This is a genomic window from Paenibacillus sp. CH40 (genome assembly GCF_024213605.1).
Lineage (GTDB): Bacteria > Bacillota > Bacilli > Paenibacillales > Paenibacillaceae > Paenibacillus > Paenibacillus polymyxa_B.
Genome location: NZ_JANAVQ010000008.1, coordinates 37,366 through 60,736, shown reverse-complemented (window position 1 = coordinate 60,736; position 23,371 = coordinate 37,366). Strand labels below are relative to the sequence as shown.

18 protein-coding genes are annotated in these 23,371 nt (G+C 49.2%); all 18 read left to right on the top strand.

The features are described from left to right. Positions 1–279: 279 nt before the first annotated feature. Positions 280–3,009: a glycoside hydrolase family 3 C-terminal domain-containing protein gene (locus tag NLX73_RS20240; protein WP_254327147.1), complete on the top strand. Its 2,730-nt coding sequence runs from the start codon at positions 280–282 to the stop codon at positions 3,007–3,009. Between the two features lie 176 nt (positions 3,010–3,185). Then, a complete protein-coding gene (locus NLX73_RS20235; RefSeq protein WP_254327146.1) occupies positions 3,186–4,703 on the top strand; it encodes a glycoside hydrolase family 30 protein in 1,518 nt (505 codons plus the stop codon). A gap of 356 nt (positions 4,704–5,059) precedes the next feature. Then, positions 5,060–5,440 (top strand): hypothetical protein, encoded by a 381-nt coding sequence (locus NLX73_RS20230; RefSeq protein ID WP_250267527.1) that lies wholly within the window; start codon positions 5,060–5,062, stop codon positions 5,438–5,440. Positions 5,441–5,704: 264 nt separating this feature from the next. Further along, a complete protein-coding gene (locus tag NLX73_RS20225; RefSeq protein WP_254327145.1) occupies positions 5,705–6,706 on the top strand; it encodes an ABC transporter substrate-binding protein in 1,002 nt (333 codons plus the stop codon). Between the two features lie 93 nt (positions 6,707–6,799). Further along, positions 6,800–7,813, top strand: coding sequence for a FecCD family ABC transporter permease (locus NLX73_RS20220; protein WP_069291200.1), 1,014 nt, complete (start codon positions 6,800–6,802; stop codon positions 7,811–7,813). Continuing rightward, complete coding sequence (locus NLX73_RS20215; protein WP_190298685.1) at positions 7,810–8,853, top strand: FecCD family ABC transporter permease; 1,044 nt, start codon at positions 7,810–7,812, stop codon at positions 8,851–8,853. The genes NLX73_RS20220 and NLX73_RS20215 overlap by 4 nt, the downstream gene beginning before the upstream one ends. A 13-nt stretch (positions 8,854–8,866) precedes the next feature. Continuing rightward, the gene (locus NLX73_RS20210) at positions 8,867–9,688 is read left to right on the top strand and encodes an ABC transporter ATP-binding protein (protein WP_025722914.1); all 822 of its coding nucleotides are present in this window, start codon (positions 8,867–8,869) and stop codon (positions 9,686–9,688) included. Further along, positions 9,657–10,439 (top strand): IucA/IucC family C-terminal-domain containing protein, encoded by a 783-nt coding sequence (locus NLX73_RS20205; RefSeq protein WP_254327144.1) that lies wholly within the window; start codon positions 9,657–9,659, stop codon positions 10,437–10,439. The genes NLX73_RS20210 and NLX73_RS20205 overlap by 32 nt, the downstream gene beginning before the upstream one ends. Before the next feature lie 328 nt (positions 10,440–10,767). After that, positions 10,768–11,793 (top strand): ATP-grasp domain-containing protein, encoded by a 1,026-nt coding sequence (locus NLX73_RS20200; protein WP_254327143.1) that lies wholly within the window; start codon positions 10,768–10,770, stop codon positions 11,791–11,793. 314 nt (positions 11,794–12,107) lie between these two features. Next, entirely contained in the window at positions 12,108–13,826 is a 1,719-nt protein-coding gene (locus NLX73_RS20195; RefSeq protein WP_254327237.1) for an IucA/IucC family protein, read from the top strand. Further along, entirely contained in the window at positions 13,814–15,598 is a 1,785-nt protein-coding gene (locus tag NLX73_RS20190) for an IucA/IucC family protein (RefSeq protein ID WP_254327142.1), read from the top strand. The genes NLX73_RS20195 and NLX73_RS20190 overlap by 13 nt, the downstream gene beginning before the upstream one ends. Further along, positions 15,595–16,371 carry an HpcH/HpaI aldolase family protein gene (locus tag NLX73_RS20185; protein WP_254327141.1) on the top strand — a complete coding sequence of 259 codons (777 nt, stop codon included), beginning with the start codon at positions 15,595–15,597 and terminating at the stop codon, positions 16,369–16,371. The genes NLX73_RS20190 and NLX73_RS20185 overlap by 4 nt, the downstream gene beginning before the upstream one ends. Then, a complete protein-coding gene (locus tag NLX73_RS20180) occupies positions 16,368–17,621 on the top strand; it encodes a type III PLP-dependent enzyme (protein WP_254327140.1) in 1,254 nt (417 codons plus the stop codon). Before NLX73_RS20185 ends, NLX73_RS20180 begins: the two co-directional genes overlap by 4 nt. Continuing rightward, entirely contained in the window at positions 17,581–19,503 is a 1,923-nt protein-coding gene (locus NLX73_RS20175) for an IucA/IucC family protein (RefSeq protein WP_254327139.1), read from the top strand. The genes NLX73_RS20180 and NLX73_RS20175 overlap by 41 nt, the downstream gene beginning before the upstream one ends. 218 nt (positions 19,504–19,721) lie before the next feature. Continuing rightward, positions 19,722–20,063, top strand: a complete 342-nt coding sequence (locus NLX73_RS20170) for an iron-sulfur cluster biosynthesis family protein (protein ID WP_069291208.1) — start codon at positions 19,722–19,724, stop codon at positions 20,061–20,063. 207 nt (positions 20,064–20,270) lie between these two features. After that, positions 20,271–20,828 carry an SLOG family protein gene (locus NLX73_RS20165; RefSeq protein ID WP_039272489.1) on the top strand — a complete coding sequence of 186 codons (558 nt, stop codon included), beginning with the start codon at positions 20,271–20,273 and terminating at the stop codon, positions 20,826–20,828. 157 nt (positions 20,829–20,985) lie between these two features. Next, complete coding sequence (locus NLX73_RS20160) at positions 20,986–22,851, top strand: rhamnogalacturonan lyase (protein WP_483311710.1); 1,866 nt, start codon at positions 20,986–20,988, stop codon at positions 22,849–22,851. A 175-nt stretch (positions 22,852–23,026) separates the two neighbouring features. Next, positions 23,027–23,260: a hypothetical protein gene (locus tag NLX73_RS20155; protein WP_023987187.1), complete on the top strand. Its 234-nt coding sequence runs from the start codon at positions 23,027–23,029 to the stop codon at positions 23,258–23,260. Positions 23,261–23,371 lie beyond the last annotated feature (111 nt).

Here is a 23,371-nt window from a genome sequence, read left to right as displayed (position 1 = left end):
AATTTTATTATCAGTTAACTGAATTGTGAGCGCTCTCTTTTTATGGAGAAGAATGAAGGTCCTAGTGCTGTACTTCCAAAAACTTTCAATGAAATTTTCGAAAATGTACGGTAGGGTGGTAAACGTGTCACTTGAGCCATTGCGGCTTTTGCTGACTTGCTTGCTTATCCCGTGGCTCTCGATTCTTGTCGGAGCTCGCAGGATCGAGAGCCTTTGCAAGCCTGTGAGAGTTGAATAGACATTCACCTCATGACCTAACATCAAGGAGGAGTTACAAACGTGAAAGTGAAATCAACATGGTTGTTCCGTATGGTGATGATGACAGTTATCGCGGCTGTTGTGATTGGACCTATGAATATTGCAGGAGCGGCAGGCAGCCAGACAGATCGGCCTTGGATGAACACGGCCCTGTCGGCTGAGAAACGGACAGCGTTGCTGCTGCAAGAAATGACGCTGGAAGAAAAAATAGATTTGGTGACTGGTAAGGTCAACAATTACTATGGATTTTATAATAATTCGATGGAGCGGTTGGGTATTCCGGCGCTGACGATGGCAGATGGACCTGCGGGTGTGCGCATCGCCAATCCAGATGTGCAGGACAAGCAATCTACTGCGTTGCCTGCTCCAATTGCGTTGGCTGCAACGTGGGATACCCAAGCTGCCAAACAGTATGGTGATTTGATCGGAGACGAGGCTTTTAATACAACTCATAATGTTGCGCTTGGACCGGGGATGGATATTGCCCGTATTCCATGGGGATCGCGAAACTTTGAATCTATGGGTGAGGACCCGCTACTGCAATCGCAAATGGCGACCGCTTATGTCAAAGGTATACAAAGCCACCCTGTTTTGGCGACTGCGAAACATTACCTTATGAATAATCAGGAAACGGAGCGCTTCACGACGAATGTCAAAGTCAGTGACCGTGCGTTGCATGAGATTTACATACGCCCGTTCCAAGAAGTCATCGCCAAGGCAGATTTGGGAGGGGCCATGTGCTCCTTTAACAAGGTCAACGGCGAGTCTGCTTGTGAGAACAAAACTCTTTTGACGGACCTCTTGAAGAAGGAGCTGCAATTCAAGGGCTTCGTGATGAGTGATTACGGTGCGAACCTGAGTACAGTCGAATCAGCAAATAGCGGATTGGACCTGGAAACACCGGGTACACCATATGGTAAATGGGGAGATCAGCTGCTGGCGGCTGTTAAGAATGGCAAGGTAAGTGAAAAAACGATTGATGATAAGGCTGGGCGCATTCTGGTGCAAATGTTCAGCAAAGGTTTATTCGATCACCCGGCTCAAAATAATCAAATTGATGCCCGTGACCATGGCAAAACAGCCCGTCAATTGGCTGAGGAAAGTATGGTACTGCTTCAAAATAAAAACAATGCATTACCGTTGTCTAAAGATAAACTCAAGTCCATTGCTGTGATTGGCCCCGATGCAGATAACGGCACTGTGGCAGGCGGAGGCAGTTCGTTGGTGAACCCGACGTATACCGTGAGTCCGTTAGAGGGCATCCGCAATCGTGTCGGCAAAGGAGTTACCGTCCAATATGCACCGGGCACAGACCCGATCTCTGCAGGAGACATTATGCCAGGGCCATCTGCTGTTCCGTCTTCACTGTTGACTACATCTGATCAGAAAGAGGATATCAGTGTTGGATATGCGACTTATGGAGATGGCGAACAGGGGCTTCGAGGCGAATACTGGAAGAATAACAAGATGGAAGGCAATCCGATTCTTGTACGCAATGATGACCAAGTCAATATGAACCTTGGATTTTATAATTATCAGGGCTTCAATGCGAAGTCCCCTAAAGTTCCCAATACACCAACGACACTGAACGGCTTGATATCTGCACGCTGGACAGGGGCAATTGCAGCTCCCAAGGATGGTGACTATGCATTGTCATTAACCAGTTTGGGATCAAGCAAGCTGTATCTCGACGATAAGCTATTCGTGGATAATCAAGGTGAAAAGCTGGGCACTACGAAGAAAAACATCTCCCTTAAAGCGGGTGAAAAGCACAAGATACGTATTGAATACCGCGCTGATTATCCGACAAATGGTCGTGATTCCGGTGGCATGGTTCGTCTGGGCTGGGAACCTCCGGCAGATACGTCAGATAAGTTGATTGATAACGCTGTAAAATTGGCAAAAAAATCGGATGTTGCGATTGTTGTTACGCGTACGTATGAGAGCGAAGGATATGTTGAGCGTTCCGATATGGAACTGCCGAACAATCAGGATCGGCTGATCCGTGCGGTTGCGGCTGCAAATCCGAAAACCATTGTCGTACAAATGAGCGGCAGAGCCGTGCAAATGGATACATGGCAGGACAAAGTCCCTTCCATCGTACAAGCATGGTTTGCTGGACAAGAGCAAGGAAATGCTATAGCGCGCGTCTTATTCGGTGATGTGAATCCTTCTGGTAAATTGCCGGTAACTTTCCCGGTTAACGAGCAGTCTACACCCGTGTCCTCACCAGAGAAGTTTCCAGGCGTGAACGGTATAGGTGACTATTCAGATGGTATTTTTGTAGGCTATCGTGGGTATGAGAAATCGGGTATTCAACCAGCGTTCTCCTTTGGACACGGTTTATCCTATACGACATTCGGATATAGCGATCTGAAAACAAAACAGCATGCGAGTGGAAAAAAATCCGATCGTACGAGTTCCGTCGAAGTTTCGCTAAAATTGAAGAACACTGGCAAAACAGCCGGAGCTGAGGTTGTACAGGTGTACAGCGGTAAGCTTCCGACAAACGTAGAGACTCCTTCCCGTCAACTGGCAGGCTGGTCCAAGGTAGAGTTGAAGCCGGGTCAAGAGAAGAAGGTACGCATTGAGCTCGACCCGAAAGCTTTCTCTTATTGGGATGAAAAGTCCAAAGCATGGGTTATGCCAGCGGGTGAAGTGCCCATTTATGTGGGTAGCTCCTCACAGGATTTACGACTGACAGGAAGTGTTACGATTCCGGCAACCTCTACAGAAAAGGCAAAAAAGTAATCCCGTTATATTTGTTTTAAAATGGCTATATTCAAGAGAGCACGGGCAAAAGCACCGGCTCTCTTTTTGCTATCGGTATGTAAACGTCCAACAGGTATGCAAAGGGAAACCCAAGTGAAAGCTGAAATAGTAGGGAGGATGGGGACAGGATAATGATGGGGGGAGGAGGATATTAGATGAAAAAACTCCAAAAGCAACGACGTACTGACATCTGGCTGCTTATAGCTGCAGTAGCCATTTTGATCTGTGCGGTCCTGGCCAGTATGGCTATACGGAATGTTCCGGGGCCGAAAGCAGAAAATAACGTCAACATGTGGCTAACAACACCCGATCCGGCGAATCGCCTAACCCAACAAACCCCGATCCGTTGGGATAAGGATAACAGTAAAGAAAATGCAGCGAATGCGGATACACTGACGATTGAGATTAAGCCAGATATTCATTATCAGACGATGGAGGGATTTGGCGCAGCGGTGTCCGGTTCGTCCGCATACCTGATGAATCATGGCATGTCTGCCAATCAGCGCGATCAGCTGCTAAATGATTTGTTTACAGCTAGTGGCATTCAACTAAGTTATATTCGCCATACCATTGGAGCCTCGGATTATTCCGTAGATGAACAGGGACAGCCTGGTAGCTATACCTATGACGATGTGGCAACAGGCAAGGACTATGAGCTGAATCATTTCTCCATCGCCAAGGATCGGGATGTGATCGATGTATTGAAGCAAATTCTGAGAAGAAACCAGGATTTAAAGATTATGGGAACCCCATGGACAGCTCCGCCCTGGATGAAATATGGGGAGCATATTTATAACGGCTGGTATTTGGATTATACCGATCCGCGCGTCTACCAGGCGTATGCTGACTATTTTGTTCGTTATCTACAGGCTTATGCGAACGAGGGAATTCCGATTCAGGCGATTTCCATTCAAAATGAGCCAGAATTCACGACGTCCAAGTATCCCAGCATGAGTATGGGATCAGCAGAACAGGCGAATTTTATTAAACAATATTTGGGTCCCACCCTAAATCGAAACCATTTATCTACTCACATTATTGCCTTTGACCATAACTGGGATACAGGGAGCGAATATGCTAAGACCGTGTTAGGAGATGAACAGGCTCGAAACTATACGCACGGAACGGCCTTTCATTGCTACAAAGGAGAGCCCACAGCGATGACAGATGTGCATAATGCTTTTCCTGATAAGCCTGTATATATGACAGAATGTAGTGGGGGAGCGTGGAGTCCGGGCTTTGGAGATAATTTGAGCTGGGATATGTCCAAGCTGATCATTGGTGCACCCCGAAACTGGTCGCAAAATGTCCTCTTTTGGAATATCGCACTTGACCCGTCCGGGGGTCCGACCAATGGAGGTTGCGCCAACTGTAGAGGTGTAGTAACCATCGACCCGTTAAGCGGTGCAGTTACGAAAAATGTGGAGTACTATGCGATTGGGCACGCCAGCAAATTCGTCCGTCCAGGTGCGGTACGTATTGATTCTACACATTATAGTGGGAGTATTGAAACGGTCGCCTATCGCAACCCCGACGGTACGCTTGTCCTGATTGCCGCCAATACGGGAGAGAACACAAAGACATTTAAGGTTCGGCATGGAAATAAGGTTTTCAAATCTACCCTTCCATCCAAGTCCGCGGCTACCTTTCAATGGAATCCTACGGCTTCCTGACACGGCCTGTACATCAACGTTTTAGAGCGCTTAGCCCATCTGGCTGAGTGCTCTTTTTTCATTTGCTACAAAACCCAGACTGCGAAAAAAATTTTAATATTGTTCAGAATTGGTTCAGAGGCGGATGATAAGATCTTTTCACTAATAACAAGAATGAACCGTTTACGGGGGATAGTCTGATGAATCAAGAAACGAATAAAGAATGGCAAAAAGTGCTGATGGTGACGTTGCTGGCAGGTATGGCATGGGGACCCCATTATTTGACTTTTTTAAGAGTCCAGCTTAAGTAGGTCGTAGGAGTTGCTGGCAGAGCGACTATATTTCAGGTTCATCAGGAACCACAGGAGGCATCTCTTTTGTTTTTTTCACAATATGTCGATGGTGGAGACGGTCGCATCGTGCTGCAATTGTTTTACAACCGAGAATGTGACTTCTCTCATAAAATAGAAGGATATGAGCTGGAGGTTCACCAATTCATGAAAAACACGAACCGTATGAACGTATCCAGCATAGCACTATATCCGGTTAATCCAGTAATACCGTATCTGATCATAAATAGCTCCTTTTACGATTTCATGGATGTGACGAATGTTGCCTATTTTAATCAAGAGGGTCATTTCTATAACCCAAATGAATTTAATACGGTCGCATATGTACTCAAATATCATGAAACTATACCCGAAAGGTACTTATCAATATGTAGGCAGGCATACACCTTAATCGGTGTGTTTGTCTGAGCTCGCTGTCTTTTGAAGACAGGTCATGAATTCTTATAAAGGTGTAACCCATCAACTATCGTGGGTTACGCCTTTTTGAATACTGAGCATTTTGTATTCATCCAAGCCTTTACTGTACAAGGAGATTTTCAACATGAAACCAGGGGCATGGGGAGTTCTTCCGCAGCAGTATCAATATGCTTGAACAATGTACTCAACTGAATTACAATACAATTGATAATGATTTTTAATATCAATTAGAATGAAAAGGGGGAGTTGGACTACATGTTTGGATTGACCAAAAAGCTACATATTTATACAGCACTTATTCTGTTGATATCGGTGCTGGCTGGTTGTGCCTCGGGTGGAACTACAGGGACAACAGCCCCTTCAAGTAAGTCTGCAAGTGGTAATGAGAGCAATGCAGCAGGCAGTGGTGCGGACGAGCAGACCAGAGTTATCAAACATGCCATGGGTGAAACGACAGTTAAGGGAACTCCGAAGAGGATTGTAACCTTGTTCCAGGGTGCCAATGATGTTGTTGTTGCACTTGGTGTTAAGCCAACGGGTGTTGTGGAATCCTGGGTTCAGCAACCCGTATATAAATATTTGAGAGATGATCTGGATGGTGTGACGCAAGTAGGTCAGGAATCACAGCCGAACCTGGAAGAGATCAACAAATTGAAGCCGGATCTAATCATTGCCACCAAAACAAGACATGAGGATATCTATGATCAACTGTCCCAGATTGCTCCAACGGTAGTTACCGAGACTTTGTTTGACTGGAAAGAGACGGTAAAGACGGCTGGTGAAGCGATGAATATGAAGGAACAGTCGGACAAGTTGCTTGCTGATTGGGATGCAAGGATAGCGGATTTTAAAGGCAAAATGGGTGACCGTCTTCCCATTGAAGCGACTATTACGAATTTTAGAGCCGATCAGGTTCGCATTTTCTATATGGGATACGCCGGAAAAATATTGAAAGAGCTTGGATTTACCAGACCGCCTGGACATGATGAAGACACCTGGGGGGTGGAGTTGACTTCGAAAGAGAACATCCCGGATATGAACGCAGATATGATCTTCAACTTCAATTCAGGCACGGAAACAGAAGCTATTGAGAAAAACTATAAGGATTGGACCAGCAGTCCGCTCTGGAAAAATCTCGATGCGGTGAAGAATAATAAGCTAGTACAGGTTGATGAGGTGGCCTGGAACATGGGGGGCGGATACACATCGGCCAACATGATGCTGGACGACCTATACAAGCAGTTCAATCTGAACTAATGGGAGCAAGACCTGCCATGTACCAGGACATTCGTATACGAAGCGTATGGGCAGGCAGGTCTTTTTGCATTTCACGGATGAAAGAGTGAGAATATGTTTCCCCTTTTTACGAAGGCAAGTACGAAAATTTATGGACTATCCGGCTTATTCATTTTGTTATTACTCGCCTGTGTAGCCAGCATGATACTGGGACGTACACACATCACATTTCAAATAGCAGTGAATGCACTACAACACTATGACGAAAGCTCAGTGGAGCATGTCGTACTTCTGACGGAACGTTTGCCACGCACAATTATTGCCGCTGTTGTTGGTGCAAGTTTGGCGGTGGCGGGAGGACTCATGCAAGCGCTAACTCGTAATCCGCTCGCTTCACCAAGTGTGTTTGGGATCAATGCGGGTGCCATCTTTTTTATCGTTATTGCCATCGTGGTGCTGTCGGTGTCCTCGCTCAGTACGATGATGTGGTTTGGTTTTGCCGGGGCAACCATCGCAACAGTGATTGTGTACGCGCTTGGGTCCATCGGTCGTGATGGTCTGACTCCCATCAAGATTGTGCTGGCGGGTACCGCTATCTCTGCACTTTTTGCTTCGTTCACACAGGCAATCCTGGTGCTGGATGGAACGGGATTACAGGACGTGTTGTTCTGGCTTGCAGGTTCAGTGAGCGGTCGAACACTTGACATGCTGTATCCTGTACTGCCATATATGACGGTTGCCGCTGTGATATCCCTGTTTATGGGCCGGGCGATCAATCTGCTTTTGACCGGTGATGATATCGCCAAAGGCATGGGACAGAACGTGCTACTGGTTAAGGTACTTATGGGAGCCGTTACAGTATTGCTGGCCGGTGGTTCTGTTGCGGTGGCCGGTTCGATTGGTCTGGTAGGATTAGTCGTACCGCATATCATGCGGGCGTTTGTAGGCAACGACTACCGCTGGCTTGTTCCCTACTGTATTCTGGGCGGCGCCATTTTGTTATTGGCGGCGGATGTGGTTGCACGGCTGATCATCATGCCACAGGAAGTTCCGCTTGGTGTTATGACAGCGCTCATTGGTGGTCCCTTCTTCGTCTATATTGCCCGCAAAGGGGGGACGAAGATATGAGGAAGATGATTACTTTTCGCAATAAAAAAGATACGCTATCCTTGCAAATGGAGCGCAAATCGCTGCTCATTATCGGAATCTGTATGGTTTTGATATTGATTGCATCCATTGCAGGAACCAGTGTGGGTAATGATTTTATATCTCCGCTGAATGTGCTACAGACGATTTTCGGTCTGGGCGCAGGTGATCATGACTTTGTCGTGTTGACGCTAAGGCTGCCGCGTGTGCTGTTATCGTTGCTTGTTGGTGCAGCACTAGGCATGTCCGGTGCCCTCTTGCAGGGGATTATCCGTAATCCGCTCGCTTCACCGGATGTGATCGGGATAACGGGAGGAGCTGCCGTTGCCGCTGTAGGTTTTGTCACCCTGCTGGGTGGAACCATCAGTATCAAGCTGTTACCGTTGTTTGCCATTATGGGGGCGATGATTACCGCAATCATCATTTATCTTCTTGCCTGGAAAAAAGGAGTTAGCCCGATTCGACTAGTGTTGATCGGAATCGGAGTGTCAGCCATTACGGGGGCCGGGACGACCTTCATGCTGATCCTTAGTCCATTCTATACGGCTGGTCAGGCGTATATCTGGCTGACGGGGAGTGTGTATGGCGCATCGTGGACCGATGTTAGAACGATCATCCCGGTGATTGTAATCGTGCTTCCGTTGGCGATCTGGTTTGCCCGCAGTCTGAACGCACAGGAATTCGGGGATGATCTGGCCACCGGGCTGGGGGTCACTGTACAGCGTCATCGTTCAGCGCTGCTACTGTGCAGTGTACTGCTGGCCGGGGCTGCTGTAGCTGTCGCGGGGACGATTGGTTTTGTCGGTCTGATTGCTCCGCATATTGCCCGGAAGCTGGTAGGGCGCATGTTTGGCAGCATGCTCATCGTTTCAGGACTGGTCGGTGCCCTGCTTGTGTTTGCTGCTGATCTGATTGCCCGTACGGTATTTCTGCCGCTCGATGTTCCGGCAGGGGTATTTACCGCCGGGGTAGGAGCACCGTTTTTCCTGTATCTGTTGTTCAAGAATCGAAATCAGTTTTGAGGAGGAGAATGCTGTGAGTATTCTGGAAGCCAAGGACCTTACGATCGCCTATGGCGCAGAGCCTATTATTGAGAATTTGAACCTGACTATTCCCAAGGGGAAAACTACTGTCCTGATTGGCAGCAACGGTTGCGGGAAGTCCACCTTGCTGCGAACGATGGCGCGACTGCTGAAGTCCAGTTCAGGCTCGGTACTGCTGGATGGCGAGGAGATTGCGAAGTTGCCTACCAAGGAAATTTCAAGACGTATGTCCATTCTGCCGCAAGGTCCTTCTGCTCCAGAGGGACTGACGGTAAACCAACTGGTTCGGCAAGGGCGGTACCCACACCAGACATGGCTGAAACAGTGGTCCTGTGAGGACGAACGCATGGTCAGGCTTGCGCTGGAATCCACACATCTGACTGCTCTGGCTGATCGGCCCGTGGACGCATTATCTGGCGGACAACGCCAGCGCGCCTGGATTGCGATGACACTCGCACAGGGAACAGAAACCCTGCTGCTGGATGAACCAACGACTTATCTGGATATGACCCATCAGATTGATATTCTGGATCTGCTGTTTGATTTGAATGAACAGGAGGGGCGCACCATAGTGATGGTTCTTCATGATCTGAATCTTGCGTGTCGCTATGCTCACCATATTGTGGCTGTCCACAACAAGTCCATCTACGCGGAAGGAAAACCGGAAGACATTGTTACGCAGGACATGGTCCGCGCGGTCTTCCAGATGGAGTGCGACATTGCGGTTGATCCGCTGTTTGGCACACCCATGTGCATTCCGCACGGGAAGGGAAGGAAGTTAAATGAAACCACACGCTACAGCCACTTGGCTTGATGATCAAGAGATGCAGGCCTTGGCTGCCGAATACCGTCTGACCTGGGAGCCTTCGACAGATCGTACATTTTCGATGCCATTTACGGACTTGCTGGACCCGTCCAAAAGCCTGAACTATTTGCAAGGGGTGAGAGGCATCTTTGAGACGGACTCCGAAACGGCTACTGTATCGCTCTTTGCTAAACGATATGCTTACTTGATCACAGCTTCGGGTCTCTATGCCATGTCACGCTTCAACAAAGGCCTGAATTATGAGATTGCCAACGGCACGATTGAATCCAGTTATCACGGAGAAGCATGGCTTCCCAAGGCTCGGCTGACCGATTGGCAGACGACCTCACCAGAGGCGGATCAGCGTGGCGTATGGAGAGATCAGGTGATTGAACAGATGTTCGCCGGCAATCTGGCTAAGGTATGGCAATCGCTGTCCAAGGCAACCCGGATTTCCCGTTCAGTCCTGTGGGAGAACACGGCCATTTACGTATACTGGCTCTATGAGAACAAGTTTGCCGAAGGAGCCACGCCTGAAGAAAAGCAGCGTGTCGAAGAGGACTTCCATTATCTAATTTGTGATGCACCTGCGCATCTCTTTGGTGAATCCCGTAACCCGCTCAAGCAGTTTAATACGCCCAAACGGGCAACAGCTGTCTCAGATACACCTATTCGTGTACGCAAAACTTGTTGTTACTATTATCTCGCCGCAGATGATCCAGAAGATTACTGCCCCACCTGCCCCAAATTAAAGCATTAATACCGATGATTATCATCCACCCCCAGCCTATACTTCATTGCATCTCATACAGCGAATAGCACAGGCAAGCTTATGACATAACGAAATTCAGAGCTTGCCTTATTTGTTGTGCCCATTGTTCCATGAACATTCCTTCATTTGGGGATTCTCTCCCTGCAAAAACATCTTTTTTTTCCTAAAAAGCTTATTATTGACAAGGTGAATGAAATTGCCATAAAATAGATTTTGTTTGAAACTGATAATCATTATCAATATAGTTTCCATCAAATCAATCCGATGAAAGCACAAACAGGAGCGAACGCCTTCATTCGGTCGGGGAGGATTTTCATTGTTTCCGAAAGGAATTCATAATCTGCAAAACCGACTCATCATAAGCAAAGCAAGAGAAATGGGAATAACCTGCGAGCCACTTCTCGCAGAATGTGAAGATTTTCTAGAATTGTCCTACGGGGACAAGCGCAGAGTCATTAATAAAACCAGATCGCATCGTCTACCCTTGATCGCTGGACTGCTCGCTAAGAACAAGCAGGTATGTAATATGCTACTGCATGAGCGGGGAATGCCTGTGCCGCCGTTTATCGTTATCGAGGCAATGGGTGACAAGGCAGCGCAGTTTCTGAAACTGCATCATTCCATTGTAGTGAAGCCGCTGGACGCAAGCGGCAGTGCAGGTGTGACACTGGACGTTCGAACAAACGAGGAACTGGAAGCGGCTATTGCCCGGGCGGGTACCCATAGTAACAGCATCATGCTACAGCAATTCATAACGGGTTTGGATTATAGGGTACTGATCATTAACGGGGAAGTGGCAGCAGTAAATGAGTATCGGCCTGTCTTTGTAGAAGGGGACGGCACCTCAACCATCCGGGCGTTGATTCGAATGTTGAATCAGCAGCGAATCCAGCAGACCCGTATAGGGAAGTTCGAGGCCTTTCCCAAGATTGATGAAGACGCAGAGCCTTTGCGAAAGGTTCTGATTGGACAGGGAATTACGCTGGAGGAGGTACCTGCGGCAGGAAGAGAGATCGAGCTATATGATCTTCGCAATTCGGCCGCCGGAAACATCAGTGAGTTTTATGTGGACTGTACGGAAGCGATGTTTCCTGATAATGCACAAATGGCAATTAAAGCCGTAGAAGCTCTCCAGATTGATGTGGCTGGCATTGATATCCGTTGTGGGGATATCGGCCAGCCGCTGACAGCAGATCAGGGAGGCATTCTGGAAGTCAACGCATTGCCGGACCTGACGCACCATGTCTTTCCCTTTGGGGGGACCACACGTGATGTCGTCCGATTGTACCTGGAATATCTTTTTCAAATGGAACATCATTTCGAAAAGTCGATTGCAGAATAAGGGCAATTCATTGCCTGTTATGGCTCAATGTCCCGCTTACTTTGTTCTCGCTCCTATGGTGAGGTCGGTACATTCGAATGTGTGTGTCCACCCGCCGCAAGCGGTGGCATCCATCAGTATTCTGCTGCTGGTCAGCAGTGTAGGTCTCCTCTGGACGATAGGTCTGCTAAAGACTTGCCGGGGGCGGAACACCAGCGAATATGGCCCGATGGGCGGCACTGAAAGAGATTAGTAGGCTCTCGGCTGTGCCATCCTGTTGACCTTGTCCCTCGTTTTATTTATAACCCGAAAGAAGGTTGGCAACATTGTTCGAGATGGAAAACAGGCTCAGGTCTGAAGCAGAGCAGCAGGCGAATGTACACTCTTGTAAGCTGCTGCTCAATTGTTATATCCGGGAGCTTGCGGTGGAGAAGGAGGGCGACATTCGGATTAATCCAGATGCGATGACGTACGCAGTTGCTTTTCAGGCCAGCGGGGTGACGATAACCGGACAATTAGCGTATTACTCGGCTATGGGTGAGCATGAGTACCGAAGCATACAACAGCTTCACGGGCAAGCGGTGCATTATCAGGACCTGGTTCGCTGGATCACCCGGGAGCTGAGTGAAGATACGGCGTATGGAAACAGTCGGCATGAGCAAGGTGGGTTGACCCGTGCGGCTGCTGTACGTGATTTTGCGGAAAAGGTAGATAACAGCGTGAATAATCTTGCGCTGTATATCGAGCAGGCTGTTGGACTTGGCATGTATGATTACTGTACTTCCGAACAGTCTCTGGTGTATGGACATCCCTTTCACCCGTTTCCAAAAAACTCCAAAGGTTTCACTGAACACGACGTACGGATGTACAGCCCGGAACTGCGTACCTCGTTCCAACTCTGTTACGTTGCTGTCAGGAAGGACGTATATAGGCAGGAATGGGTAGATGATCCCACCAGGATCAATCTGCATGCCAGCCTGCACGGGCATGTGGAACAAGTTTGGGAAGTGGAGTGCGGTGAGCATGGGGATGAGTATGAACTGCTGCCTGTCCATCCCTGGCAGTATACGTACGTGTTGAGCTTGTCCGAGGTCCAGCAGTATATTCTGGACAAGAAACTCATTCCGATAGGCAGCTGTGGACCGAAGGCCTATCCGACCTCCTCGGTACGCACCGTCTATATTCCAGAGCTAAATTGCAATATCAAGCTGTCGCTGAACATACAGATTACCAACATGATTCGCACCAATAGTGCGGAGCAGATGCGAAGGACGCTGGACGCCTCCAGGTACGTCAGGCAGCAGAATTGCTTCGGTGCAGATCAGCATACGCAGATTGCCTATGAGACAGGTGTAGCCACTTGTGATTTTCAGGAGGAAGAATTAACGAGTTTGTTTACTGTCGCATACAGACCGATTGAGTTTGACCCGGAATGTACATATGTCCTGTCGAGTCTGGTAGAAGCTCCCTTGCCGGGAATGCAATCACGACTCATGACGATGCTGGGTGGCGTACGTGCTGAAGCCGAGCGCTGGTTTGCACGTTATCTGACCTTGTCTTTGCTGCCCATTGTACGAGCGGCCGGAGAGCGAGGAATTCACTTTGAAGCTCATTTGCAAAATACTCTCGTGACGCTAAGAGACGGAATGCCTGAGGCATTTATCGTGCGTGACTTGGAAGGAGTCAGTGTCGATGAGGAGCTGATGCATGAGGTGGATACCGATCCCTCTAGATTGTTGTTTTATCCACGGGACAAGGCTTGGGCGAGGACATCCTATTACTTTATCATCAATCATCTGGGTTCCCTCATTCATGCGATGGCAAGGGATGTGAACGTACCGGAGGAGCATTTCTGGACAAAGGTTCGCGAAGTGCTGGTGAAGGAACTAGACCGAACTGGAAACGTATATGTGCAGCATTTGCTGACCGCGGACAGTTTTCTGGCGAAACAAAATCTGGTGAGCTGTCTCAAGGGGATCAGTCAGACCCCGGCGTATGTGCCGGTGAGCAATATAATGAACCGAATAGGGAGTGAAGTGGCGTGGGGTTCATAGGGTACAGGGCTGAGAAAGGTCACAAGACGGCAGTATACACGGATGTACAGGAACGGATCATGCGGCAGACGCTGGAAGCCATGTGGTTCGAGGGTATCCTTGACTGTAAGGTGGATGGGAACGAATGGCGCACTGTGGGGCGGAATACGTCAGGGCAGGCTGTGACATACAGCTGTGAGGCGGAGCAGAAATTTTCATTTGGCCGAGTGAAGGTGGCGAAGGGCTCGATTCGAAGAGAGGGCGTGCCCTGCACCGATCTGGATCTGTTTCTGGAGGAAATGGTACTGAACCTTCTGGAGGGTGCGAATGTGACGGCCTTCATTCAGGAATTGCTGGAGACGATGGCGAAGGACAGTCAGTGCCGGGCTTTGCTGCCTGAGAAGATTCCGGATAAAGACCGGCACTATGATGCCCTCGAAAGCCATATGAGCGACGGTCATCTCTACCATCCAAGCTACAAGTCGAGGCTTGGCTTCACCCTAAAAGACAATCTTGCTTACGGTCCAGAGTTTAACTCGGATGTGACCGTATACTGGATTGCCGTGAAAGAAGGACTTGTGCAAACGGCTCTCTCCACAGGCTACACGTCAGAACAGTTGGTGAGACAACATCTCACAGAGGCGGATATCAGCCGATTTGATCGGATGCTTCAGTCGGAAGATACTGAGGGGAATCGCTATATATTCATTCCTGTTCATCCATGGCAATGGGAACACCAGCTGGAATCGGTGTTTGCCCGGCAACGAATGGACAAAGATATCGTTTTTCTCGGCCCTTCGGCATCAGCTTATCGCGCCCAGCAGTCCATTCGTTCCCTGTCGAACCGAATGAATCCAGAAGCGCCTTATCTCAAGCTGGCACTGAGTATTACCAATACGTCCAGTACACGTATTCTCGCACAACACACGACCCAGAACGCACCGCTGATCAGCGACTGGCTGGAAGCACTCATTCGGGAGGATGAGTTGCTGCAACGGGAACAGTTTGCCATTCTGAAAGAAATCATGGGACTCACGCTCCGGTACGAGAACTTGCCTGCAATCCAGTATGGACGAGCGTATGGCACAATCGGGGCGATCTGGCGTGAAAATGTATCTGTTCATCTGCAAGAAGGCGAGACAGCTTGGCCCTTAAATGCACTTATGCTAGTACAGTCGAACGGGGTACCGTTTATCCAGGGTGCAGTTGAGCGTCATGGCATTCAGAAGTGGAGTGAAGCCCTCGTTCGAAAGGTATCGCTGCCCATTATTCATCTGCTCTATGCACACGGCATTGCGCTGGAATCGCATGCCCAGAATATCATCCTGGTGCTGGAAAATGAACTACCGAAACGGATCATCATCAAGGACCTTCACGATGGTGTTCGCTATGTACCCGAGAAGTTGCTGAACCCAGAACGAGCCCCGAAGCTGCACCCCGAACCGGAGACCCATCACAAGTTCAATCGGTATTCCTTTATCTACGCAAGTGATGTGTCGGAAGTCCGGGACTATACGTATGATGCGTTCTTTTTTATCTGCATGACGGATATTGCGCTGACGCTGGAGAAGTTCGGTCTGACGGAAGAAGCGTTCTGGCAACTGTGCGCGGCTACGATTATGGACTACCAGCGGGAGCATCCAGAGTATGAGGAGCGGTTCGAGTGGTTTGATCTTTTTGCCGAGGATGCGCTGATTGAAGAGATGACCAAGCGCCGCCTGTATGGGGACGGAGACCTGTATTTCCGTAAGGTCAGCAATCCGCTGAAGTTGGCGAAGGACGTTTTCGGATGAGAACCAACACGCTGAAGGAGAAAATTGAACGTAAACAGCCAGTGTTCGGCCTTTTTGTCTCTATCCCGCATCCAGTCATCATCGAGATGATTGGACATGCGGAGTATGATTTTGTAATTATCGACCTGGAACATGCCGCAACGAATATGGAATCGGTGGAAGAGCTGGTTCGTGCTGCGGAACTGGCAGGGATGACCCCGCTGGTACGCATCTCAAAGGTAGAGCGAGTAGAGATTCTAAAGGTATTGGATTGCGGCGCACAAGGCATCGTCATACCTCATGTGGAACAGCGGGAGCAGGTGGAGGAAGCGGTTCGTCATGTGTATTATCATCCGCTTGGCATGCGGAGTCTGAACAGTGGGCGACCGGGGGTATTCGGCAAGTATCCACTCACCGGGTATATTCAGGAAGCGAATGAACAGGTGATGGTTGTACCGATGATTGAAAGTGTGGAGGGCGTCCGGCAAAGTGCGAGCATTCTGTCTCATCCCCAGGTGAGCTGGGTACTAGAGGGGGCGGCAGACCTGTCGCAATCACTTGGCGTACCGTGGCAGACGGAACATCCAGACGTGCAGCGTGCGCTAGGCGTATTATACGAAGCCGCGAAGCAGTGCCAGGTACCGTATGCAACGGTGGCCAGAAGCAAGGAAGGCATGGCGCTGTGGGCGGAACGAGGGGTATACATATACGTGTTGGGCGATGACCGGAATACGGCTTTTCGGGCATACGAACAGAAACGGAATGACTATGGAAATGCGGGTGGACTGATATGAAATCAAGCGTATGGAATATGATCCATGAACTGCAAAGAGATAGTGAAGACCCGGTGTGTGCTTATGTCTACGATCTGGCTGGTATTCAGGAGCAGGTCCGTCACATGCTGCACACGCTGCCTGGAGGCATACGGTTGTTCTATGCGATAAAGGCCAATCCGGATTCCCGAATTATTGAGGCTTTGCTGCCCTGGGTTCACGGGTTCGAGGTAGCTTCCATTGGCGAGTTGCTCAAGGTGAGGAGCGTAAGTAGCGAGGTTCCAATCCTGTTTGGCGGTCCGGGGAAAAAAGAGAATGAGTTGAAGCAGGCTATCGAGCATCAGGTGCGTTTTATTCATGTGGAGAGCCTGCTGGAACTGCGGCGTGTCATCGCCATTGCTACAAGGAGAGGAGAGGAAGTCCGCATTCTGCTGCGGATCAATCTGAGAAGTAGCACATTGCCACGGACCCGGATTGTAATGGGCGGTGGTCCGAGTCCATTCGGCATGGATGAGGAGAACGTGGAGGAAGCAGTCCGGGTCATTCGTGAGGAAGGTGCGGGTTCGGTGCGTTTATGCGGATTTCATTTTCACTCGTTATCAAACAATGTGGACGCAAGACTGCATGCCGAGATGATCGAGCTGTATTTGCAAAAGGCGGAGATGTGGCAGCAGACATATGACCTGCATCTTGAAGTAATTAACGCTGGAGGCGGGTTTGGTGTCACATATGATGGTAGCCCCGGGTTCGACTGGTCCCTGTTCACATCCCTGATTGAGCGAAGTGAAGCTAGAGGGCGCCTTGCTTCACGCGGCATACAGTTGTATTTCGAGCCGGGTCGCATGCTTGTCGCTGACCACGGTTATTATGCGGCAGAGGTTACGGATATCAAAACATCGCATGGTCAGCATTTTGCCGTGTTAAGAGGAGGTACACATCATAATCGTCTGCCCGCATCATGGGGACACAACCATCCATTTCACATTATGTCTACGGACCGTTGGGGGCATTCGTTTGCAAGACCAGAGGTACGGGACAACAAAGTTCACGTGGTCGGAGAACTATGCACACCCAAGGATCGTATGCATTCAGATGCGGAAGTAGAGCGGCTACGTGTAGGCGATGTTGTTGTGTTCGAGAAGTCGGGAGCCTATTGCTGGACCATCTCGCATCATGATTTTCTGGGTCATCCGCACCCGGCATTCCATTATTTGACGGAGGACGACAACCATGTCAACAGTGATGAAGCGTGCCAGTCTGCAAGACGCTGAGCGGCGGATTATGGAGGATCTGATCAATGCATTTCTGGCCGAGCAATTGCTTCCGCTGGAAGGGCATCCGTTCATTGAACTCTCTACTTCACCAGAACCGTTCCGCCGAATGTTTCTGGGGGATGGTAATGGAGGTCCTCCGCAGAGCGGACGAGGAATAGCTGACGGACTCGGCGGCAATGTCGCAGGCAAGGATAAGCAGGATGAGAATGGAACAGGTAGGCATAGTGGACAGCTTATGCTGCATCTGAAAGGGATTTTGTTTCTGGTGGAAGCAGGAAAAAGGCAGGGATATCAATGGGTACAAGGTTCACCTGTCTATGGAGAGACACCGGATGGAGGCTGGAAGCTTCTTGAATCTCCAGCAGTCGTAGGACAGGCTGTGCTTCGGATGACGCTTTCCGATGAAGCATACGCGCATCCCGGGGTTGCGGAATTCTTGGCAGGCGTGGAAATAGCCACCGAGCAATTGGCACTGGGACTCCAGCAGGTGCAAGGGCTGGGAGAACAAGTTCCGTTCAATGCCTACGATTGGTTTATCAAGGGAGAGCAGGTTGCAGCGCTACGAGATCGTCCATTTCACCCCACCTCTAAGGCCAAGGTGGGATTCACAGAAGCGGATGTGGCCCGGTATGCAGCGGAATTCAGGAAGGAGATCCCGCTGCGATGGGTGGCTGTGCGTTGGGATGCCGTACAACAGGGATGTGAGGAAGGGCTGTCCACACTGGATGTACTGGATGAAGAACAGCGGAGCAGGCTGGAAGCAGAATTGGCCCGGAAAGGCCTGAATCTGCAAGAATACATGCCCATGCCAGTACATCCATGGCAGATGGAGCATATCATCTTGCCGCGTTTTACTGGAGAGATCGCGGACGGCACCATCATTGTACTGGATATCGAATTGGGAGAGGTACAGGCGACATCGTCCCTGCGCTCGATGGCTCCGATGGAGGAATCCACACAGATGCTCAAGCTTCCGGTCAGTGTGTTGTCTCTCGGGGCCGCCCGCTATCTCCCGGTGGTGAAGCTGCTGAATGGTCTGGCTGGGGAGAAGATGTTACGACAGGCGGTGGCCTGTGATGAATCGCTCACAGGTAAAGTGTGGCTCTGCGAGGAACGGAACTGGTGGGGATACATGCCGGAATCCATGGGATTGTTCGATGATCATCCTCGCCATCTGGCCGCCCAGATTCGCATCTATCCGCCAAAGTTGCTGGAAGAAGGTGTGCAGGTCATTCCCATGGCTGCGCTTGGGGTGACGCTGGAAGGTCGCCATATGTTATCCGACCTGCTGGGCAGAGAGTTAACCAGTGAAGAGGTTATAGGATTCTACACCGATCTGACGGCGTTATTCTATGATGTGGTGATGCGGCTGTTCAAGGTAGGCGTTGTACCCGAAATTCACGGTCAGAACTGCTGCGTGGTCCTGCGGGACGGACAGGTGAACGGCCTGTTATTCCGTGACCACGATTCCGTACGTTTGCATCAGCCGTATCTGGACAAACACGGCATTGCGGACCCGGGTTATCATATTCGGCCAGGATACTCGAACAGCTTGTATAATGAGACGATCCGCAAGCTGATCTTCTACGTGCAGTCGCTGGGCACGCAGGTAAATCTGGCTGCGATTATGGAAGCGCTAAGCGAGGTGTATCCTATCCCGGAAGCGAAATTATGGGATATTACCGAGCAGGCGTGGAAGGAAGCGCTACGGGTGGTGCCGCTTCCCGAAGCTGACCGGGCCGAGCTGTTCCAAGCGGTATTCGAGAGCAGGGAATGGCCGGTGAAGCTCATTGTGCGTCCGCTGCTGGAAGCGGACGGGGTGCCTGGGGCGATGCCATCGGGCAAAGGCACAGGTCATAATCCTTTTTACAAAGGATAGAGTTGTGGCTAGAATGTTAGTTTAGATAGGGTGAGCGATGACGGAGGTGACCCGGTGTAATCGGGTTGCCTTTTTTAGGTAAGAGTTCATTGATAGCAGTGAGTGCAGTCACATAGACACATACAAAAACATGACTATAATGAACACATAGTTAAAATTTAGTCTTTATGGAGCTGACGGCTCCAAACATCTCATTTACAAAGGAGAGAATTCATCTCATGAGCATACATTTAGAATTGGATTCCTTGTCCGTTGAAAGGCTAGAAATGGCCCTTTCAGGACGACCGGGAATGTTCAAGTTGTTTTATGACACCGAGGATTGCGGATGCAATGGCGTACTTGTCATCTTGGTTGTCACTACGCCGAATGCAACTGATAAAGTAGTTCAGTCTGAGCCTTATTCTTTTTGGGTAGATCGCCAGCAGGAGCAGCAGTTCGATAGCAGAATGCGGCTTGAGGCAGACCCTAGTTACCCGTCATTCAAGCTAAGCAGTGATGCCGGTATATTTAGTAGCAACATTAGAATTAAAGATGTCCGCATAAAATCGTCTGAGGAGTGATATGGAATGGAAAAGGATAATAGCGATGGGTAAACCATCCATTCAGAACTAGTACCAAACTCCAAAAGACGAACCTGATCCAGCCCAATTGGAAGAGGTTCGTCTTTTGCGTTATATTCACTTCGTTCTTCCAAAAAACGAAGTTTAGTGGCCTGCTCTGAAGTGGTACAATAACCTTTATGATAATCGGAGAAGGACGTTGAGAAGATGAAAAACTTGCTCGTTTCGGGCTATCGTGCCCATGAGCTGAATATTTTCAGTCAGAAGCACGAAGGCATTCCATACATTAAAAAGGCGATTGCAGGCAGGCTTATTCCCCTGATTGAAGAAGGGCTGGAATGGGTGATTACCCCCGGTCAATACGGGGTGGACTTGTGGGCCTGTGAGGTCGTTACTGCACTAAAACAGCAATATCCCCACCTAAAATGCTCTATTATGATGGCTTATCAAAATATGGAAGAAAAATGGAAAGAGGACAAAAAGGAATATTTTCAGCAGATTTGTGCCGAAGTTGACTATGTGGGAGTAGTTAGTCGTCAGCCCTATCAGGGAATATGGCAACTCAAGGCACGGGATGAACTCCTTTTCCGCAAAACAGACGGTTTATTGCTTGTTTACGATGAGGATGCCGGAGAGGGCAGCCCACGTTTTATGAAGGAACTTGCATTGAAAAAACAACAGGCAGAGGGCTATCAGTATATCAGCATCAGCTCGGAGGATATCCAGAGCATCGCGGATGAAGAAAGATTATTCATGGACCTCTGATTTTTAAAGCATTAGCCCGGATTTTTGAACAAAAAGGACGTGCTCGTCCCTTTACATTGATGTAAGCGCTATCATAAAATTTAAACAACAATAACTTATCAGTCACATAAAATAAATTTATTGAAAATACAAACCATGAAAGGAGCTAATGATTCAGATGAACAAAAGGTTTCGGTATGCTGCGTTGCTCTGTCTCGGTGTCATGTTGAGTGGAGTGGTCACCCCGATGGATAGCCAGGTCTCTGCTGCCTCTACGAGGCAAATGGAAAAGCTAAACCGTGGAGCCGTCGCTGTTAAGGTGCCTGAGGGTGTACTGGTGAGCTGGCGCTTGCTGGGCACGGAAGCGGATTCGGTCGGCTTTAATTTGTACAGAGGGACAAGCAAGGTGAACGATGCGCCGATTACATCGAGAACCAACTTTTTGGACAAGGCAGGTACGACCTCATCTTCGTATACCGTTCGTGCCGTGGTCAATGGAGCAGAGCAGGCCGCTTCTCCTGCGGTGAAGGTATGGAACAACAACTATCTGGATGTTCCGATCCAGCAGCCCGCGGGAGGCACAACCCCGGATAATGTGAACTACACGTACCACGCCAATGATGCCAGCGTAGGGGATCTCGATGGAGATGGCGAGTATGAGATTGTGTTAAAATGGGACCCTTCCAATGCCAAGGATAATTCGCAATCCGGTTATACGGGAAATGTATTTTTGGATGGCTACGAGCTGGATGGAACACGCAAATGGCGGATCGACCTGGGACGGAACATACGGGCTGGAGCCCACTACACACAATTTCTCGTCTACGATTTTGATGGAGATGGTAAAGCAGAGATCGTATGTAAAACAGCAGACGGCACGGTAGATGGTGCAGGTGTGAAGATTGGGGACGCTTCGGCTGATCATCGAAACACGAGCGGATATATTTTGAAAGGTCCCGAGTTTCTAACTGTGTTCTCAGGTGATACAGGCAAGGCTCTTAGTACCATTGACTATGTGCCACCGCGCGGAACGGTATCGAGCTGGGGAGATAATTATGGTAACCGTGTAGATCGTTATCTCGCCGGGGTTGCTTATCTGGATGGCGTGAGACCCAGCATTGTGATGGCACGTGGTTATTACACCCGCACCGTTCTGGTCGCATATGATTGGCGGAACGGGAACCTGAGCCGACGCTGGACCTTTGACAGCAACAGCTCCACCAATGCTGGAACGGCTGGACAGGGGAACCACAGTTTGAGCGTGGCGGATGTGGATGGAGATGATAAGGATGAGATCGTGTATGGCTCACTGGTTGTAGACGATAACGGAGCGAAGCTGGCTAACACGGGGATGGGACATGGAGATGCACTTCATGTTGGCGATCTGGACCCCGACCGTTCAGGTTATGAAGTGTTCAAGGTGAACGAGGACAAAAATGCCACCTACGGAGCTGCCATGTACGACCCGCGTAATGGAAATATTTTATGGGGCGTAAATACAGGCAAGGATACTGGAAGAGGCATGTCGGCAGACATTGACCCGCGGACCAAAGGGAACGAGCAGTGGGCACCGGGTATTGGTTTGCGTTCAGCTAAGGGGCAGCTCATTACCAACACGCTACCGTCTTCCATTAATTTTGGCATCTGGTGGGATGGGGATCTCCTCCGTGAACTGCTGGATCATACCTCATCAAGCGCTGGAAAAATAGACAAGTGGAACTATACGAACTCGACTACTTCCAACTTGCTTACGGCAACAGGAACGAGTTCCAATAACGGAACCAAAGGAACGCCGTCCTTGCAGGCCGATCTGTTCGGTGACTGGCGTGAGGAAGTCATTTGGCGCAAAAGTGATAATTCGGCGCTGCGTATCTACACAACACCATACGAGTCAGAACACCGATTCTACACGCTTATGCATGATCCAGTGTATCGCCTGAGTGTTGTTTGGCAGAACGTAGCTTATAATCAGCCGCCGCACACCGGATTTTATCTGGGAGAAGGGATGTCCAAGCCCCAGCAGCCGAATATATATACTCCTTGATATGTCGTTCGGTAGTGGTCTGAAAGCAGGTAGAATGAACAAGAACAGAGAGGGTTCCAAGCTAATTGGGGCTCTTTTTGTCATGACAGCCCACAAGATAATGTATGATTTCCATAAAAATGGGAACATTAGTTCTTATTGGTGGAACATATGTATGAAAAAGGAGGCGGAATCTGTGAGTTCTTTAACGACTGAAGGTATGATCGAGCTCGTAACTAATGTCGGATTCCCTGCTGCATTAAGTCTGATTCTGTTAAAATACATTCTCGTCACTTTGAGTCGCAGATTGGAGGAGCTGGACCGATCTGTTAAGCAACTGTCGCTATCCTTGGAAGAGATGGAGGCAAAGCAGTTGAAACAGTCAGAACAACCGTCCCCGGCAAATACGGACAAACTTCGTGCAGAATGAACAAAAAAAGGCAAATAGAAACAATTTAGCAACCCAATCGAGAAGTGAAATTCTTATAATAGAAACGTGTGCAGTTTATGCAGACATATGATTATGGAGGTGTATATGAGT